The following is a 17105-nucleotide window of genomic DNA, read 5'->3' on the forward strand; positions in this document are numbered from 1 at the left end:
CTCCTAATGTTTGTTGTGGTAACTAACATTATTGCCAGGAATTCGTTCGTGTTTTCCTATTTTTGTGCTATTTTCACAAAAAGTGATGATGAATCATAATCAATAACTCCGCTTTGGAAGGTAGAACGCACATATTCAAATTCCCCAAAGCTGCTTAGTATAATAATTTCAATATGAGGATATTTAGATTTCACAATTTTAGTTAATTGTTCTCCGTCCATAATTGGCATTACAATATCCGTCAAGATGATGTGAGGATTAGTAGATTCGATTAGTTCAAGTGCTTCCTGACCATTAGAGGCCTCACCGACAATCTGAAAGCCTTCCTCTTCCCAATTTATATAATGCTTAATGCCTTGTCTTATTAATATTTCATCATCTGCAATAATTGTTCTGCACAGTTCATTGTTTTCCAACGCTACCCCCCCAAACGATGACAATTTACAATATCATAATATTTTTCTCAAATCTGTCATTATCTTAATATTATGATATCTTTAAAACTTCTTTTCAACAATGCTAAGAATTGGTAATTTTACCTAATTGTAGAGATCTCCTGATGTTTTAAAAAAATTACATTTGTATATAAACAAAAAAAACCCCCAGCTAAAGGAAGTTATGTATATTAAATTTGAGATTCCTCGTTATACTTTTTAAAAATTTCTATTAAAAAGCTTGATAAAATTTTTCTATCTGTTTAGATAATCCTTTTTTCGATAGACTTTAATCAGATTGTAATTTTTATTGAGTTTAAATTCGGTGATTGAATAGTTATTTTTTCTTTAGCAATATTCACATATGGTTTATTGTTCCATTTATCTTCATAGGTATTACTCCCCGGTTCGCCAAAAACAGCACTTACTAGCCAGCTTGTGCCAAAAGTGTTTCTTATAACTCAAATAAATTAGGTAAAAATAAACTTATTTGCGGAATATAAGTAATTAACAGCAAGATAAAAACTATCGCTGCGTAGAAAGGTATTAATGGTTTTAATACTTGCTCAATCTTTACCTTACCTACACTGGCTCCAACGAATAAACCAGTTCCAACAGGAGGTGTTATTGTTCCAATACATAGATTAAAGACAAAGAAAAGTCCGAAATGTACGGGATCTACACCGACATTTTGTGCAATTGGCAAAAAGATTGGTGTAAAGATTAAAATAGCAGGTGCAATATCCATAAAAGTACCAATAATTAATAAAATGATCGTTAAAATTAATAGAATAATGATTTTATTGTCTGAAATTCCTAAGATAAGATTGCTTAAAGCCTCTGGTATTCCAGTTAATGCCATAACAAACGCCATACCTGATGAAGCGGCAATCAAAAACATGATGATTCCTGTCATTTCAACTGCTTGTACTAAAACACCCGGCAATTGTTTAATCGAGATTGACTTATAAAAGACGAGAGCAAGAAATAAGGAATACACGACACATACTGCTGAAGCCTCTATTGCTGTAAAAATACCAGTTAGTATTCCTCCGATGATAATAACAATCAACAGCAAACTAGGAATTGCTTCAATAATTATTTTTTTAGCTTCTTTAGCAGGGACTTTTGATGTTGTAGGATAGTTTCTTTTTTTGGCAATTAAATACGTAACTACCATCACAGCTAAACTCCATAATATTCCAACAACATAACCACCCATAAATAAAGCGGCAATAGATGTTCCTCCACTTACTAAAGAATAAATGATAAATGCTGAACTAGGGGGTATTAGCATTCCAGTTGGAGCCGATGCAATATTTACAGCTGCTGAAAATGTGTTATCATAACCTTCTTTTTTTTGCAAAGGAACCATCACTCCGCCAATAGCTGTAGAGGCAGCAATCGCAGAGCCTGAAATAGATCCAAAAAACATATTTCCAATAACATTCGTATGTGCCAATGAACCTGGAATTCTGCCTCCAAGCAATTTAGCTAAATTCACCAGTTTAATCGCTATTCCACCATTATTCATTACGATTCCGGATAAAATGAAAAATGGCACAGCTAATAGCGAAAAGCTATTTATACTAGATATCATTTTTTGAGCTGATGTGAAAACGGATACATCAAAGGGTAACACGATTAATACGGTAGCTAAGGAAGCAGTTGCTATACTAATCGCAATTGGTATCCCTATTACCATTAATAAGAAAAATACGCCGATTAAAATTAAACTTGCTTGTAAGACCATAGGGCTCCCACCTGCTTTGATTTATTTTACATTTCTTTTTTTACAATATCGTTAGAAATTGGTTTTTTCTTCCTCATCCCTTGGGAATATAGCATTTTCTTGTCATTCATTAATTGAATTAAATGAATAGAACTATAAAAAATAATAAATATCCCAGATACAGGCAACGCTAAATATACTAATCCCATCGGTAAGTTTAAAGCCGGAGAAATCTGATTCATTGTAATCGAAACAGCTTTTCCACCTCCATATACCATAATAAAACTTGAGAATAATAGAAAAATAATTTGGATAGCAATATCAAGTTTAATCCGAGAGTTTTCTGTCATGCGATCTCTTAAAAACGTAATGGCAATATGTTGATTTTTTCCTACAATATAAGCAGCAGCTAACATCGCCAGCCATATCAAACTAAATCTTAGGAACTCTTCAGTAACTGTACTTGGATTATTTAATATATACCGCCTTAAAACCTGCCAGCTTGCAACCGCTACCATAATCATAAATAATGTACAGGTAAGAAATTCAATCAATTTATCAGTATATTTCTTCAAGCGCATCATCATTCTGCCTCCTCTCATTTATTTTCTTTCATGTTTACAATCTCTTCATAGATTTCTTTTAAACCATCCTTATTTTTAAACTCTTCATGCAAGGGCTGTACTGCTTCTTGAAATGGTTTTTTATCGACTTGATTAAAAACAACTCCAAATTCTTTTTCAGATTTTTCCCTTGCTTCATCAATCGCTTTCTGAAAAACTACCTTTTCAAATTCAGTTGATTCTTTTGCAGCTTCATAAACTGCTTGTCTCTGATCTTCCGTTAAACGATCCAATGTTTCTTTGTTAATAATCAAGATATCTGGTACTCTGGTATGTTCATCATATGAATAATACTTTGTCACTTCTGCATGGCCTGCTTCCGTCAAAGCAAACTCATTATTTTCTGCTCCATCTAGAATACCTTGCTGCAATGAAGTATAAACTTCGCCGCTATCCATAGGTGTCGGTGAGCCTCCTAATAATTGAACCATTTTTATCGCTGTCTGGCTTTGCATGACTCTAATTTTCATCCCTTTTAAATCACTTGGTTTTTCTATCGGTTTATTAGTTGTATAAAAACTTCTTTGGCCTGAATCATAGTATGTTAAACCTACAAAACCTAGTTTTTCAGTAGAGTTATAGATCGGTTGGACAATATCACTGTCCATTACATTATAAAAATGTGTTTTATCATCGAATAAATAAGGAAGGCCGAATATAGAATATTTTTCTGAAAAGCTTTCGAGTGCAGATCCACTTACTTTTGTTAGATCAACCGCCCCAGTCTGGGTTAATTCTACAAGTTCTCTTTCTCCCCCTAATTGACTATCTGGAAAATAATCAACGGTAACTTCTCCATTCGTTTTTTCAGATAATAATTCTCCAAACTTAGCCATTGCGTCTTTAACTGGTTGACTATTACTCGCGTAAGCAAATCGTAAAACGATTTTTTCGTCCCCTTGATTGCTGCATCCGGTATACAAGAGGAGAGAAAACAAGCTTATGAGTAATATAAAAAAAATTCTTTTCATTCAAATTTCCTCCAATTACATTTCCACAAAATATAGAGTTAACGTTGGAATTTTAAGTGAAACTATTCAGATACTTTCTGAATAGTTTCCAACAAACTAATGAATAGAATGAAAACTTTTTTTGATTATTGCTTCTAAAGATATCTATTTTATTCATGTAAATATAAAAGTTAATCATTCTTAAATATAGGAATGTAAAAATTCTGATAGACAAAGAACTGCCAATGATTGTCCATAAGGCATTGTAGTGGTTTTAATTTCTTTATAGAAATCTAAGCTATCTCCCATTCCTGTCCCAACTGAAACTTTCTGCAAAGCCCCATCTTCGCTGATTTCTTTTATAATCCCTTGAATTCCTTTATATGCTACTTCCATATATTCTTGCCCTATATAACGTTTATGAACAGACTTTAAAATACCATATGCAAATCCTGCTGTTGCTGAAGCTTCAAGATAAGATGTTTTGTCATTTATTAATGTATGCCATAAACCGCTTACATCTTGGTATTCAGCTAAAGCTTCCACCTGTCTGTTTAATGTATCAAGCAGGAAATCTCTAAAGAAATCTCCTTCTTTTAAGTCTAAAATCTCAATCATTTCAGGAATGGCTATTGTAATCCAACAGTTCCCCCTTCCCCAAAGAGCTCCTGCATAATTGTGGTTTTCTTCAAATGTCCAGCCATGGAACCACAATCCTGTTTTTCTGTCACTTAAATATTTGATATGAATTAAGAATTGTTTTTTTGCTTCTTCTATATATTCAGGTTTATTAAAGACCTTACCTATTTTAGCTAACGGTAATACGGTCATCATCAATGTGTCATCCCAAAGTTGATTTTTATTTTCAGGACCGTATGTCATATGCTGTAATCCATTTTCTTTCGTACGCGGCATCTCATACATTACCCACTTGGCCCAATTTTCAAGGTAAGGGATAAATGTCTTATCATTTGTTTCCTCATATAAAAAAGCTAATGTTAAAAGTGGAGCCATTGTGTTTACATTTTTTGGCGGAACACCTTCTTCGAATCTGTTCTTAAACCAATTTGTGATAATATTTAAAGCCTTTTCATTATTTGTCAGCCGCCAATATTTAAATATTCCATATAAACCAACACCTTGAGGCCAGTTCCAAACATTCCAACTCTTATCATCGACAACTAAACCATCGAAATTTAATAAAAACTCTCCGGTATCATCTTTAATTTGTGAAAGGTTATTCATTAGCAGATCTATATAATTAATTACTTTATTTTTTTCGATAAATACTTCATTCATTGTCATTTTATTACCTCCAAATAAACTCAATCTTTCATAAGCAGCGTTTTTACCTTCATCCCCCGCTTGTTGGTTAGATTACTCCCACAGGAAATGGGTCACGTATCGCTTTTATTAAAACAATTGCCTTTTAGATAGCACCGCTTTCTCATACTCCTTCACATCTTTTAACCAAGTCTCCTTGACTGGAACACCCATTTGATCACAGTAGTAATCCCAAATTGCGCCAAAAGGATATGTTTTAAACTCCTCGATTAATGCGAGTCTTTCTGTGAAATTACCTTCTTCTTGTAATTGTTTTAAATGATTATTTGGAACAAGCATTGCATACAGTAACGATTTAATCATATTTCGAGTTCCGATTGTCCATGCTGCGACCCGATTAATACTTGCATCAAAGAAGTCCAGACCGATCATGACTTTATCTAATGCCTCATTACGAACGATTTCAAGGGCGATTTCTTTTAACTCATCATCTAATGTGACAACATGGTCGCTATCCCACCGAACGGGTCTTGATACGTGTAATGCTAGTTTGTCACTGTATAGAAGCATTGAAGAAATTTTATTAGACACCATTTCTGTTGGATGGTAATGGCCAGTATCTAGTAAACAAAGCTTGTTGTTTGTTAATGCATAGCCCAAATAAAATTCATGTGAGCCGACAACATATGATTCAGAGCCAATTCCGAATAATTTACTTTCGACTGCATCAATATTGTATTGTTCATCAATTTCCTCTTCAAAAATTTTATCCAGAGATTCTTTTAATCGTACTCTTGGTGTTAAACGATCGCTTGGCACATCTTTATATCCATCGGGAATCCAAATGTTTGTTAATGCAGGTGTACCTAATTCTTTTCCAAAGTACTCAGCAATTTTACGGCTTGCCTTGCAATGGTTAATCCAAAACTCTCTAACTTCTGGATCAGGATGTGATAATGTCAGGCCATCTGCTGCTTTTTCATGAGAAAACAATGTTGGATTAAAATCAAGGCCTAAGCCGTTTTCTTTTGCCCAGTTTACCCAGTTTTCAAAATGCTTAGATTCAATTTGGTCTCTTTCAACCACTTCCCCGTTTGTTTCCGCATAGATAGCATGTAGATTAACTCTGTGGGTACCTGGGATCAGCGAAAGCGCTTTTTCTAAATCACTTCTTAATTCTTCGGGTGTTGTGGCTCTGCCGGGATAGTTTCCGGTTACATCGATTCCACCAGATAATTCTCCTTTGTTCATTTCAAAGCCGCCAATATCATCTCCTTGCCAGCAATGAATGGAGATAGGTATTTGTTTTAACTGCTCTATTACCTTTTCAACATCAATGCCCCATTTAGCATATTCTTTTTTTGCTGATTCATAGCTTTCTTTGATCGACATATCTTTCATCCTTTCTGAAATGATTGTTGATAGGTTTTTACTTCAAATGAATCTTTAATGATTGCTCTAGCTTGGGTAATATCTTCTATTTCTCCAAGTGCCATAAGCTGTGACACAATATTTCCGATTGCAGTAGCTTCAATTGGCCCTGCACAAACCTCTTTACCGGTACGATCTGCTATTAATTGATTTAGCATTTCATTTTGACAGCCGCCGCCAATAACATTCACCTTAGGGAATTTCTTTTCAAAGATTTCTTCAATCTCATTAATGGCACGAATATAGCTGTCTGCTAAACTATCGTATACACATTTAGCCATTTGTCCAGGTGTCTGTGGCACCTGTTGATGTGTCTCTTTACAATATCCCTGAATTTCTTTAATCATATTATTAGGTTTCAAGAAACGATCATCATCAACATTCACAATTGAATTAAACTCTTTTTCATCACGAGCTAGCCCAACTAGTTCAGAAAATGAAAATTTGTCATCATAATTCCTTTTTACTTCTTGAATCATCCAAAGACCCATAATATTTTTCAAAAAACGGAAACGGTAATCGATTCCACCTTCATTTGTAAAATTGTATTCGAGAGCTTTTGGGACACAAATCGGAAAGCGATTTTCTACGCCAATTAATGACCATGTACCAGAGCTGATATAAATTGTATCCTCTATTTCCGGTACAGATATTACAGCTGATCCAGTATCGTGTGTCGCAGGCAATACAACCTTCATACCAAATCCAAATTCGCTTACAAGCTCTTCAGAAAGAGTTCCTAAAACCGTTTTTGGTGGTTTTATATCCTGAAACATCTCTTTATTTATTCCTAATTGATCCAGGATTTCATGATCCCAATTTTTCGTAAATGCATTCACAAGCTGAGTTGATGTTGCATTTGTGTATTCATTTGCTTTTTTACCAGTAAGTAAAAAGTTCAAATACTCTGGAATCATAAGAAACGCTTTCGCTTTTTCAAGAACATCTGGAGATTTTTGTTTTAGAGCAAAAAGTTGATAAATAGTATTGAATTTTTGAAATTGAATCCCTGTTTCTAAATAAAGCTTTTCTTTTGGAATGATGTTAAAAACCTTTTCCATCATTCCATCTGTTCTAGGATCACGATATGCCACCGCGTTTGATAAAGGGTTGTTATTTTCATCTAGTAAGACAAAATCGACTGCCCATGTATCGACTCCAATACTTTCTGGCTTTACCTCTAGCTCTTTGCATTTATTTATTCCTATTTTTATTTCATGGAATAGCTTTTCAATATCCCAACAATATTGCTCTCCTTTTTGAACAATATTGTTATCGAATCGATGTATTTCGGTTAATTTTAGCTTTCCTTTTTCGAGATGCCCAAGTATCAATCTTCCACTTGATGCTCCTATATCTACCGCTAAACAATATTTACTCATTTTCGTCACCTTCTTAATTGAAAACGCTTCCTTATAAAACATAATAGAACAAAAGATAAGAAGATCCTATATCGTTATTCAACAATTTTATTGTCCTTATTTGCTCTTCATTCATATGTTAGCAATTAAAAAAGCCACTATTTTCCTTTAGAAAAATAGCGGCTTATCCTTTAATTATATGCTCTCTAAATTCCTTCGGTGTACAACCAAATTTGCCTTTAAATACACGATAAAAGTAGCTTATATTTTCATACCCAACCTGCTCAATAATTGAAGCGATTGGTAATGTTGTAATTTCTAATAATTCCTTTGCGACGCTTAGTCTTTTCTCCTGAAGCAATTCTTTAAATGTAAAATTAGTCGCCTTCTTTATGTGCTTACTTAAAACATAATGAGGCTGGTTTAGTTTTTCAGCTAAATAATTTAATGTGGCATGTTGATATTGCTCTTCAATATATTTCAATGATTCTATAATGGTTTGATGTTTAAGTGAATCTTCTTTTGACTTCACTTTATCAGAATGTTTAATGAGTTCGATCAATAATATGCCCATATATAATTTTATTGTGGGTTCAGATAACATGGATGGTTCCATAATTTCTTTAATAATCCTACCGATTAACTCTTGAATATTTTTTACTTCTGAAACAGCGAAATAGAGATATTGACCACTTTTTGTTTGATTAAACAAGCTGTTTATTAAGAAATTACTAATTAAATTTTCCTTTGTTAAATATGAAAAGATAAATGAAAAAAATTCTGGCCGAATGATAAAATTAATGATAATGTCTTCTTCACCGCAAGCCTCCAGCTCATGCTCAATGTGCTGGTTTAAAAATAGAAGATCTCCTTTTTTCAAAGTAATCCGGTCAATTCCAACTGTTTGATTCAGCTTCCCGTTATAAACATAATTCACTTCAATATAATTATGTTTGTGCTTAGGAAAGTCAACAAATCTTGTATGCTTACGGACCATAATCATTTTATTGTTGTTAAGAAATTTTTCACTTTCAACGATAAAGTGTTCCTGGCTTGTATATAGTTCTTTATTTACTTTATTCCTTTGGTGAAGCAGCATTTTTTCCTCTTCATTTAACTGCAGCAATTCTTGTAATAAGTCAGAATTCATCTCGATCCCTCATTTTGCTTCGCTAAAAAAATACAATAGGGTATACAACTAAACTTCTATTTACTGATTAACTGCAACAGTTCTGATTTCGACACCTTTTTTCTCTATTGCTTTACAATATGATCCTGCAATTTTCGAATCTGTTATAACACTAATCACTTGTTGGATATCCGTAATATAAGCAAACGTGCGGACTCCAAACTTAGTAGAGTCAGCCATGAGGATTGTTTGGTCTGCTATCTCCATCATTTGTCTTTTCAATAATGCTTGCCATTCATTTGAGTCGCTTAATCCTCCTTCAAGGTGTACTCCTTTACAGGAAATAAACGCTTTGTTTACATGATACATTTTCAGTGATCTTTCGGCTAAAGGTCCAACATATGAAAGGGATTTTGGCAAGAGCATACCGCCTGTTGAAATGACTTTTATCTGTTCTTTTTTGCTAAGTTCTATAGCAACCTTTATTGAATTCGTTATGACAGTTAAGGGGAGATTAGGCAATTCCTTTGCCATATACCATGCTGTTGTACTGGCATCCAAAACAATTTGATCTCCAGTCTTAATCAGTTTTATGGCTTCTAAGGCAATAGCTTTCTTTTCGAAAGAATTTGTTATTTCTCTTTCTTCATAAGAAATCTCCGATTGCTCTTCCTGGATACTAACAACCCCGCCATGACTTCGGCGCAGTAAATTCTCTTTTTCTAATTTCTCGAGATCACGTCGAATGGTTTCTTCAGTTACTTTAAATTTCTTACTTAATTCTGTTACTCGCACACTTCGTTTTTCGTTAACAACTTCAACGATTTTTCGACGTCTTTCTGCTACAAGCATTTGAATCTTATCCTCCTACTCACAAATAAAGAAATGTAAAATATATGAGATTTAAGCTTACATGATAAAAGAGAAAGCTCTTCCGCGTGTATACTCTATATTATTATGACATAGAACACCATTAACGGAATTACACTTCATCAACTAAAACGTTTACATCTTATTAGAAAGAAGTGTTAGTATCTCTATTATAAAGTAAGGTGCAATAAAGTGAAACTTCCATCAGCGGGTGTCTTCTTCACCCACTGATGGTTAACCTGTACTAAACGGACCTAAACGGGATAACGATCTTCTCCTATTACCCTTATTTATACGATATTATCTAGTAAATGCTGCTGGAACACCACCATCAACTGTTAACATGCAGCCTGTAGTTCGATCTGATTTAGATGAAGCAAAGAATAAAATGGATTGTGCGATATCTTTTGGATAGATATTTACTAATAATGTCGTACGTTTACGATAGTGCTCTTCTAATTGATCTGGATGAATACCGTATGCTGCTGCACGTTCTTCTCTCCAGCTTGACCCCCAAATGGCTGATCCTTGAAGGACGGCATCTGGAAGTACTGAGTTGACCCGAATCCCGAACGCTCCACCTTCTGCTGCGATACATCTTGCAAGATGAGTTTCCATCGCTTTTACAGAGCTGTAGGCTGCTGCATTTTTACCAGCATATACAGAGTTTTTAGAGCCAATAAACACCATATTTCCGCCAACGCCTTGTGTTTTCATTTGTTTGAACGCTTCACGGGCAACTAGGAAATAACCTGTTCCAAGAACGTTCATGTTAAGGTTCCATTCTTTTAAAGAGGTTTCATCAAATGGACTAGATGTCGCAAGGCCGGCATTGTTTACGATAATATCAACGCCTCCATAGGTTAATGCTGTTTGTTCAAATGCCGCTTGAACTGCCTCTTCGCTTGTTACATCCATTTTCACGGCAATAGCACGGCGCTCTCCATATTTTTCATTAATTTCTACAGCTACCTTTTCTGCCCCTTCAATATTGAGATCAGCAATGACAACATGGGCACCTTCTTCGACAAATTGACGGCAAGTTTCGCTTCCGATTCCACCTGCCCCACCTGTTACAAACGCTACTTGTCTTGAAAATTCTGATTCAGCAGGAGCTAAAGATAATTTGTAAAGCTCAAGCGGCCAATATTCAACATTGTAAGATTCATTTTCGTTTAATGAAACAAAGCTTCCTAGAGTCGTAGACCCCTTCATAATAGCAATTGCACGGTGATATAATGCCCCGCTTACATTTGACATTGCGACGTTCTTACCAGTGTTAACCATCCCGATACCTGGAATTAAAATAACACGTGGAGCTGCTTCAGAAATTTGATCCCCTTCGTTTTTGTTTCTCTCGAAATATGCTTTGTACCCTGCTTTAAAGCTTTCAATACCAGTTTTTACTTTTTCAATTAAACTAGTAATATCTTCAGTTTGTGGATTCCAATCAATAAACAAAGGTGTTCGTTTTGTATGAACTAAGTGGTCAGGACAAGCCGCTCCAATTTGAGATAGCTGCGGCGCATCGCTGCTGTTTACAAATTGCAGAACATCCTCGGTATCATCATATGTTAACAGCATTTTCTTTTCATCACTAACAGCCCCGCGGATAACTGGCATAACTTGAGCCAGAACTTTTTTACGATCTTCTGGTGAAAGTGAATCGAATTTTTGCCCGCCGAATACTTTTTCTTCTTCAACTATTGACCCAATATATTGTTCTGCTTCATTAATAATTGAAATTGTTTTTTCATAGCTTTCTTCAGCTGTATCTCCCCAAACCACAAGCCCGTGTTTTTCCATTAAGACTAGTTCAGCATTTGGATTGTTTTTAACACCCTCTGCAATCATTTTTGATAATGTAAATCCCGGGCGTACATAAGGAACCCAAACAAAACGATTTCCATAAATCTTTTCTGCAATTTGCTTGCCATTGTCTGCACAGCAAAGGCTGATAATAGCGTCAGGGTGTGTGTGGTCAACATGTTTAAATGGTAAAAATGCATGTAATAATGTTTCAATTGAAGCACGCGGGTGCTTACTGTCGATCATACAATGTGCAAGGTAAGCAACCATTTCTTCATCTGGCATTTCATCACGTTCGATTAATGGGCGGATATCCTCCAACCTTAAGCCTGTAAAGTTTTGAGCCTTCATTGTTGCTAAATCTGATCCGCTTCCTTTCACCCACATTACCTCTACTTCACGACCGCGGAAATCCTTTTCAATTGTTTTCATCGACGTGTTTCCGCCACCCCAGTTGCAAACTGAACGATCTGATCCTATTAAGTTAGAGCGATATACTAATTGTTCAAGCCCTTGAGGTAAATCTGAAGCTGTTTCTTTATTCCATAAACTTTGAACCATTTTTATTCCTCCTATTTAAGTTTTGTTTTTCATTTGATTATTTTATGAATTTATTGTACATCACATTTGTTTGTTTTTGAATATATATTTTTATTTTTGTTTATCCCGAGATTGTTTAGGAAAATTTCAAATATGATTTTAAATCGTTTTCAAAATCTACTTTACTAAAAGTTTATTCATCGATTCATAATCTGTTATTAAACAATGGCTTAAATCAACAAATCCTTTATCTAGATATTATTTCTTTATTATCTATCTCATTTATTTCTCCATAACGTTCTTTTTCAATTTGTTTTAATGTTTTTCCTTGTGTTTTTGGTGCAAAAGCAATTCCTATTATCATATGGATAACTAAGAAACTAATCATGAGTATGCCTGCAACCTGAAATCCTAATTCCAGCATTAATGTCGGCAAGATGAAGGACCATACACCAATACCCATGCGAACGAGAAAGTACATAAAGCCTTGTGCACTTGCACGATATCGAGTTGGGAATAATTCACTTGTCCATAAAGCATAGAAAGCCTGAGCCCCAAACCCAGCGGCAGAACCCCATAAAATAACAAATAGTAGTAATGTCGGCCAAGTCATAGGCATAAAAGTTAAGATCAGCCAAGCGACTACACCCATTGCTGCTCCTAAACCAAATAAGAAACGCTGACTATATTTATCGGTTAACTTCATAAAAACAAAGAAGGTTGTTAATACAGTAAACATCCATAAGAAAGCTTGCAGCAAGTTCGCTTGCTGTGTGCTTAAGCCCCCTACATTTTCATAGATATATGGCATGAAATACCCCATTGCCCCGGACGTTAAGTTCCAGAAAAGGTAAATACCTAATAGTAAAAATAATGCTTGACGGTTTACTTTAAGCGAGAATAACTCTTTAATAGAAGCACTTTTTTCTTTACCTAAATGTAAATCTCTTTTTTCTTTTTCTTTTTGTTCAGACCAAATTTTTGATTCACTCAATCCTTGTCTGATATACCACGTAATAAAGGCAATGATAAATAAATGAATAAAAATTAATCTAGAACCTAATAATCCAAGTGGTGCCAATAAGACAGCTAAAACGAAAGTAATCATAGGACCTATTGACCAAGCTAACTGTGCTGTACCCACGTGGGCAGCCCGTTTATTTTCAGGCGATTCTTCCGCAATGTATGTCCAGGAAACTGGTACACCAGCTCCAACAGCAATCCCAGTGATAACGGTACCAATTAATAGCATTGGGAAATTCACTGAACCAGCAAGAAGCAAAATACCGATCATATAAGCTAATAAGTCATATTTAAAAATAACTTTTCTGCCAAACTTATCAGTTAATGGCCCACCGAGTAATGCACCAATAGCAGCACCAAAAGCATTTGCACTCAATGCACTTAATAATCCAATACCAATACTATCTATACCAAGAAACGTTTGCCAAAGTGTTAAACTGCTTGCAGCTGCTATGATCGAACCGGCTTCGATATAATTTGCCATTGCTACAGCTATTGTAGCCTTCCAACCTGTTATATTTTTACCTGAAGGCTTTCCCTGTTTTGCCATTCTTATTCCCCCCTGAAAAATGTAATCTCATTGTTAATCCATATGGAATACTTGTCTTAAATTTTTAGTGACAGGACTTTTGTCTGGATTGGTTTCCATTAGTGGCTCCATGAATTTCCACCACTTTTTGTTCATTTCTGCCAAAGCTATTTTACTCCATAATTCTTCATCATCAATTTCAACATAACCAAACAGTTTACTAGTTTCTTTATCTAAGAAAATAGAATAATTACTTGTCCCATGATTCTGTAGTTCATCTATCATCTCGGGCCAAATCTCATTATGACGTTTCTCATATTCGTCGTGTTTGTCGGGGTGAACTGTCATTACAAACGCTTTTCTAATCAATGTCTTCATCCTTTCTTTAAAAGTTATTTGTCTGAATATTATTTATGATAGCGATTACACTTACTTATAATAAAACTATCATTCTACAAAGTCAACATAAATAAATATAAAAAACATATAAACAGACAATTATATTTTTGTTTATATTTTTGTTTTTAACCTAAACTTTATCCTTTCAATTCATTTTGAGTACGCTCTATCAAACAATAAACAAACAACGGTGCAAGTTTTTCTTTGATTTCTAAAAAAGGCAAAAAAAAATCCAATTTCACAAAAAATGCCCTTGTGAATTGGAGGTTATTAATTAATTAAATATTTCTTTTCGACGCTAGATAAAGTGCATACTCCATAGGTTTGGTCATTGAGTAATCAAGAACAGATCCTCGAGTTGGAAATGGAAGTGGATTCACTTCAAAAATCCATAAATGTCCCTTTTCATCCATTCCTAAATCAATCCCTAAGTCCGCCATATGATATTCTGATTTGTCAAAAGCTTTACAAATCTTAAGACCGAGATTAATGATTGTCTTTTCGATATCGCCCATTTTTTCTTTTTCATAAATGGATGATTTCATAAATTTGTCCGGGTTGTAGGCTGTAATCGATTTTGGAATGACAACACTGCTATTGGTCGCGATTCGAAATAATAATAAAGACACTTCCCACTGCCCATTTCGATTCTTATTCATGTTCAGTCGAATATCGCTGACATTCTCGTGAGCTTTTATTGTTTCAATGCTTTGCTGGATAATATGGGTGCCTGCAAAGAATTTCGGTGAGAGAAGATACCAAAATTCTTTGGAATACTTAAATTCTTGTTTTTCAATTTTTAATCCTTTTGTTGAAGAAATCTCAATGTTTTTCCCTTCCTGAAACTTTATGCGGTAAATTCCTTCACTGCTATACCCATTAATGGGTTTTACTATGACATCGCAGTAGTTAAATTTACTGATAAAATCGATTAAATCCGCATTATTTTCTAGTAATTGAGTGGTTGGAAGATGCTTGCGTAAGCTCCAGGATTTTTTTAGTAGTTTCCACCCCTCCCATTTATCAAATAAAAAACTATTAAAAACTTTAGGACCAATAATATTCTCTATCCTCTTAATCGTTTCACGGTTTGCAGAACATTGCATATAGACTACATCAGGCATCGGGAAAATTCCTTCTTGCCACTCATTAGAACTCTTTTTATACTCTGCAGCCTTTACCTTTAGCTTTTCAAAATCTATGTCCGTAAGATGAAACCTTATAAAAGTAGCATGATCAAGTGCGGTTTGAAGCCTTTTTGTTAACAAATTAAGTAAACCTGGGTAATCATCCTTTGAGACGCAGATTCCAATAAGAGGGTTTGATTCGTCATTTTTCACTGTATCACTCCTAAACAGTACCACCTCAAGTCGAGATGGCACTGCAAACAAATGGTATATTTATCTCATTGTTTCTGTTACTCTGACCGTCAATGAAGCTAAGGTACCAATTTGAACCTGAATGTCTTCAACAGTCGGACACGGAATATTTACTAATACAACATCACCTAACACCCCTCCTAAAGGAATTGTGGGGCTTATTAACCCAGTACGTGACGTAGGAACAGAAACCTGCAAGTCTACAATCGGAACTCCAGATACAGTACCATTTACTGTTACAGTACACATTAAAGCCATACCCATAATAATATCCTCCTTTCATCCGTTCATTTTGAGGGTTACTACTCCTATTAAGTTTCGTAATATTGGTTAAAATTTCCAAATTCCTCTCAGTATACTTTATGGATAAAAGGTTAAAATTGCCAGTCGGTATTTTCAATTATTCGTAAAATTTTACAAGTTTCCTTAAAATTTTAAAATTATTTATAAATAAAACTGAGCAGCAACGATTAAATGAAAATGAGAAATAATAAAGTGAAACTTCCATCTTCATCCCCCGCTGATGGTTAGATGAGTCCAACAGAATTAGGATCACACAGACCCTTTCATGGAGGTGGCCCTTTTATTTTTCAAGACCTTACGGGCATTTTATTCACCACCATTCTTCATTATTTCTTCGAAGATTGAGGGGAGGGTATTACTGCCCGTTAAGAAGGGGATAAATGAGAACTTGCAGTTTATAAGGGGTTTTAATTGTTTTTCATTCAAAATTATTTTCCTGTTTAACAGATGTTTAAAGTGAGATGTAATGTTTGGAGTAGTCAAATGGTGTTTCTCGAATAATAAGGTGGTCAATTTCATTTAAAGAATTGATTTTCCATTTATTTAATAATTTCTTTTGATTTTCTATAAACAAATGGGGATAGTTTTCATTATTCAGCTTAAATGTCCTATTGCCATAATGATGAATAAATACATCATTTGCGACCCACAGCTTCTTCCCGCTTATTCTTGTACGAATACAAAAGTCTGTATCTTCAGAGTTTCCAGGAAAAAAGCGTTGATCAAGTCCGCCAATTTTTTCAATAAGTTCTTTTCTAAAAACCATACAAAATCCACTTATGCGCTTGACTTCATAGCCAGTTTGCCTCCACTTTTCCGACCATTCTGCTGCAAATTGTTCAATTTGTTTTTTGGTTTTGGCTTTGTATAAATGAGGGGAAATTGCCTGGTCGGGCAATACCATATTAGATCTCGGACCTACTATACCGATTGAAGGGTCTTTTTCTAACCAATCCTTCATTTTCTTTAACCATTCCCTAGGAACAATTGTGTCGTTATTAAGTAAAACAATAAATTTTCCACTTGCTATTTTTAATCCTTGATTACATCCTCCTGAAAATCCTTTATTTTCTTTATTCGTTATAATTAATGAGTTCTTAACATTCTTTAAATATTGAACTGTGCCGTCATTTGATGCATTATCAATAAAAATCAATTCATAGTTTGGTTCCGTATTTTTCAAAATGCTTTCAATACATAATTTAGTAAGATTTAATCCATTCCGAGTAAGAATAATGATGGAAAATAAAGGATTGTTATGAAATCTAATAAATTTTCGCACCTTCATTCCTCCTTGTGCTTTTCAGGC

At 34.6% G+C, this 17105-nt stretch carries 14 protein-coding genes and 1 pseudogene; all 15 read right to left on the reverse strand.

Features of this window, described 5'->3' with window-relative positions:
• Positions 1 to 95: 95 nt before the first annotated feature.
• Positions 96 to 416 (reverse strand): annotated as a pseudogene (locus IC621_RS22085) (response regulator); the annotation flags it as partial.
• A gap of 472 nt (positions 417 to 888) precedes the next feature.
• Positions 889 to 2187: a TRAP transporter large permease gene (locus tag IC621_RS22090; RefSeq protein WP_191161524.1), complete on the reverse strand. Its 1299-nt coding sequence runs from the start codon at positions 2185 to 2187 to the stop codon at positions 889 to 891.
• A 26-nt stretch (positions 2188 to 2213) separates the two neighbouring features.
• Entirely contained in the window at positions 2214 to 2750 is a 537-nt protein-coding gene (locus tag IC621_RS22095; RefSeq protein ID WP_224752732.1) for a TRAP transporter small permease, read from the reverse strand.
• A gap of 14 nt (positions 2751 to 2764) precedes the next feature.
• Positions 2765 to 3760, reverse strand: a complete 996-nt coding sequence (locus IC621_RS22100; RefSeq protein WP_191161526.1) for a TRAP transporter substrate-binding protein — start codon at positions 3758 to 3760, stop codon at positions 2765 to 2767.
• A 180-nt stretch (positions 3761 to 3940) separates the two neighbouring features.
• Positions 3941 to 5044 carry a beta-galactosidase BglB gene (gene bglB / locus IC621_RS22105; RefSeq protein WP_191161528.1) on the reverse strand — a complete coding sequence of 368 codons (1104 nt, stop codon included), beginning with the start codon at positions 5042 to 5044 and terminating at the stop codon, positions 3941 to 3943.
• Positions 5045 to 5152: 108 nt separating this feature from the next.
• Positions 5153 to 6415, reverse strand: coding sequence for an L-rhamnose isomerase (rhaA, locus tag IC621_RS22110; RefSeq protein WP_191161530.1), 1263 nt, complete (start codon positions 6413 to 6415; stop codon positions 5153 to 5155).
• A 5-nt stretch (positions 6416 to 6420) separates the two neighbouring features.
• Positions 6421 to 7836, reverse strand: coding sequence for a rhamnulokinase (gene rhaB / locus IC621_RS22115; RefSeq protein WP_191161532.1), 1416 nt, complete (start codon positions 7834 to 7836; stop codon positions 6421 to 6423).
• Between the two features lie 163 nt (positions 7837 to 7999).
• The gene (locus IC621_RS22120; RefSeq protein WP_191161534.1) at positions 8000 to 8965 is read right to left on the reverse strand and encodes an AraC family transcriptional regulator; all 966 of its coding nucleotides are present in this window, start codon (positions 8963 to 8965) and stop codon (positions 8000 to 8002) included.
• A 60-nt stretch (positions 8966 to 9025) separates the two neighbouring features.
• Positions 9026 to 9796 carry a DeoR/GlpR family DNA-binding transcription regulator gene (locus IC621_RS22125; RefSeq protein ID WP_191161536.1) on the reverse strand — a complete coding sequence of 257 codons (771 nt, stop codon included), beginning with the start codon at positions 9794 to 9796 and terminating at the stop codon, positions 9026 to 9028.
• A 318-nt stretch (positions 9797 to 10114) separates the two neighbouring features.
• On the reverse strand, positions 10115 to 12184 hold the full coding sequence (locus tag IC621_RS22130) for a bifunctional aldolase/short-chain dehydrogenase (RefSeq protein WP_191161537.1): 2070 nt from the start codon (positions 12182 to 12184) through the stop codon (positions 10115 to 10117).
• Positions 12185 to 12410: 226 nt separating this feature from the next.
• Positions 12411 to 13736, reverse strand: a complete 1326-nt coding sequence (locus IC621_RS22135; RefSeq protein WP_191161539.1) for an MFS transporter — start codon at positions 13734 to 13736, stop codon at positions 12411 to 12413.
• Between the two features lie 33 nt (positions 13737 to 13769).
• Positions 13770 to 14084 carry an L-rhamnose mutarotase gene (rhaM, locus tag IC621_RS22140; RefSeq protein ID WP_191161541.1) on the reverse strand — a complete coding sequence of 105 codons (315 nt, stop codon included), beginning with the start codon at positions 14082 to 14084 and terminating at the stop codon, positions 13770 to 13772.
• Between the two features lie 308 nt (positions 14085 to 14392).
• Complete coding sequence (locus IC621_RS22145; RefSeq protein ID WP_191161543.1) at positions 14393 to 15454, reverse strand: YheC/YheD family endospore coat-associated protein; 1062 nt, start codon at positions 15452 to 15454, stop codon at positions 14393 to 14395.
• Between the two features lie 60 nt (positions 15455 to 15514).
• The gene (locus IC621_RS22150) at positions 15515 to 15757 is read right to left on the reverse strand and encodes a hypothetical protein (protein ID WP_191161545.1); all 243 of its coding nucleotides are present in this window, start codon (positions 15755 to 15757) and stop codon (positions 15515 to 15517) included.
• A 490-nt stretch (positions 15758 to 16247) separates the two neighbouring features.
• On the reverse strand, positions 16248 to 17078 hold the full coding sequence (locus IC621_RS22155; RefSeq protein WP_318153107.1) for a glycosyltransferase family 2 protein: 831 nt from the start codon (positions 17076 to 17078) through the stop codon (positions 16248 to 16250).
• Positions 17079 to 17105: the final 27 nt, after the last annotated feature.

This window comes from Metabacillus arenae (assembly GCF_014773385.1).
GTDB lineage: Bacteria > Bacillota > Bacilli > Bacillales > Bacillaceae > Metabacillus_D > Metabacillus_D arenae.

Coding starts and splice junctions, on each gene's coding strand:
- IC621_RS22090 (WP_191161524.1), bottom strand. CDS start 2,187: ATGGTCTTACAAGCAAGTTTAATTTTAATCGGCGTATTTTTCTTATTA.
- IC621_RS22095 (WP_224752732.1), bottom strand. CDS start 2,750: ATGATGCGCTTGAAGAAATATACTGATAAATTGATTGAATTTCTTACC.
- IC621_RS22100 (WP_191161526.1), bottom strand. CDS start 3,760: ATGAAAAGAATTTTTTTTATATTACTCATAAGCTTGTTTTCTCTCCTC.
- bglB (WP_191161528.1), bottom strand. CDS start 5,044: ATGACAATGAATGAAGTATTTATCGAAAAAAATAAAGTAATTAATTAT.
- rhaA (WP_191161530.1), bottom strand. CDS start 6,415: ATGTCGATCAAAGAAAGCTATGAATCAGCAAAAAAAGAATATGCTAAA.
- rhaB (WP_191161532.1), bottom strand. CDS start 7,836: ATGAGTAAATATTGTTTAGCGGTAGATATAGGAGCATCAAGTGGAAGA.
- IC621_RS22120 (WP_191161534.1), bottom strand. CDS start 8,965: ATGAATTCTGACTTATTACAAGAATTGCTGCAGTTAAATGAAGAGGAA.
- IC621_RS22125 (WP_191161536.1), bottom strand. CDS start 9,796: ATGCTTGTAGCAGAAAGACGTCGAAAAATCGTTGAAGTTGTTAACGAA.
- IC621_RS22130 (WP_191161537.1), bottom strand. CDS start 12,184: ATGGTTCAAAGTTTATGGAATAAAGAAACAGCTTCAGATTTACCTCAA.
- IC621_RS22135 (WP_191161539.1), bottom strand. CDS start 13,736: ATGGCAAAACAGGGAAAGCCTTCAGGTAAAAATATAACAGGTTGGAAG.
- IC621_RS22150 (WP_191161545.1), bottom strand. CDS start 15,757: ATGGGTATGGCTTTAATGTGTACTGTAACAGTAAATGGTACTGTATCT.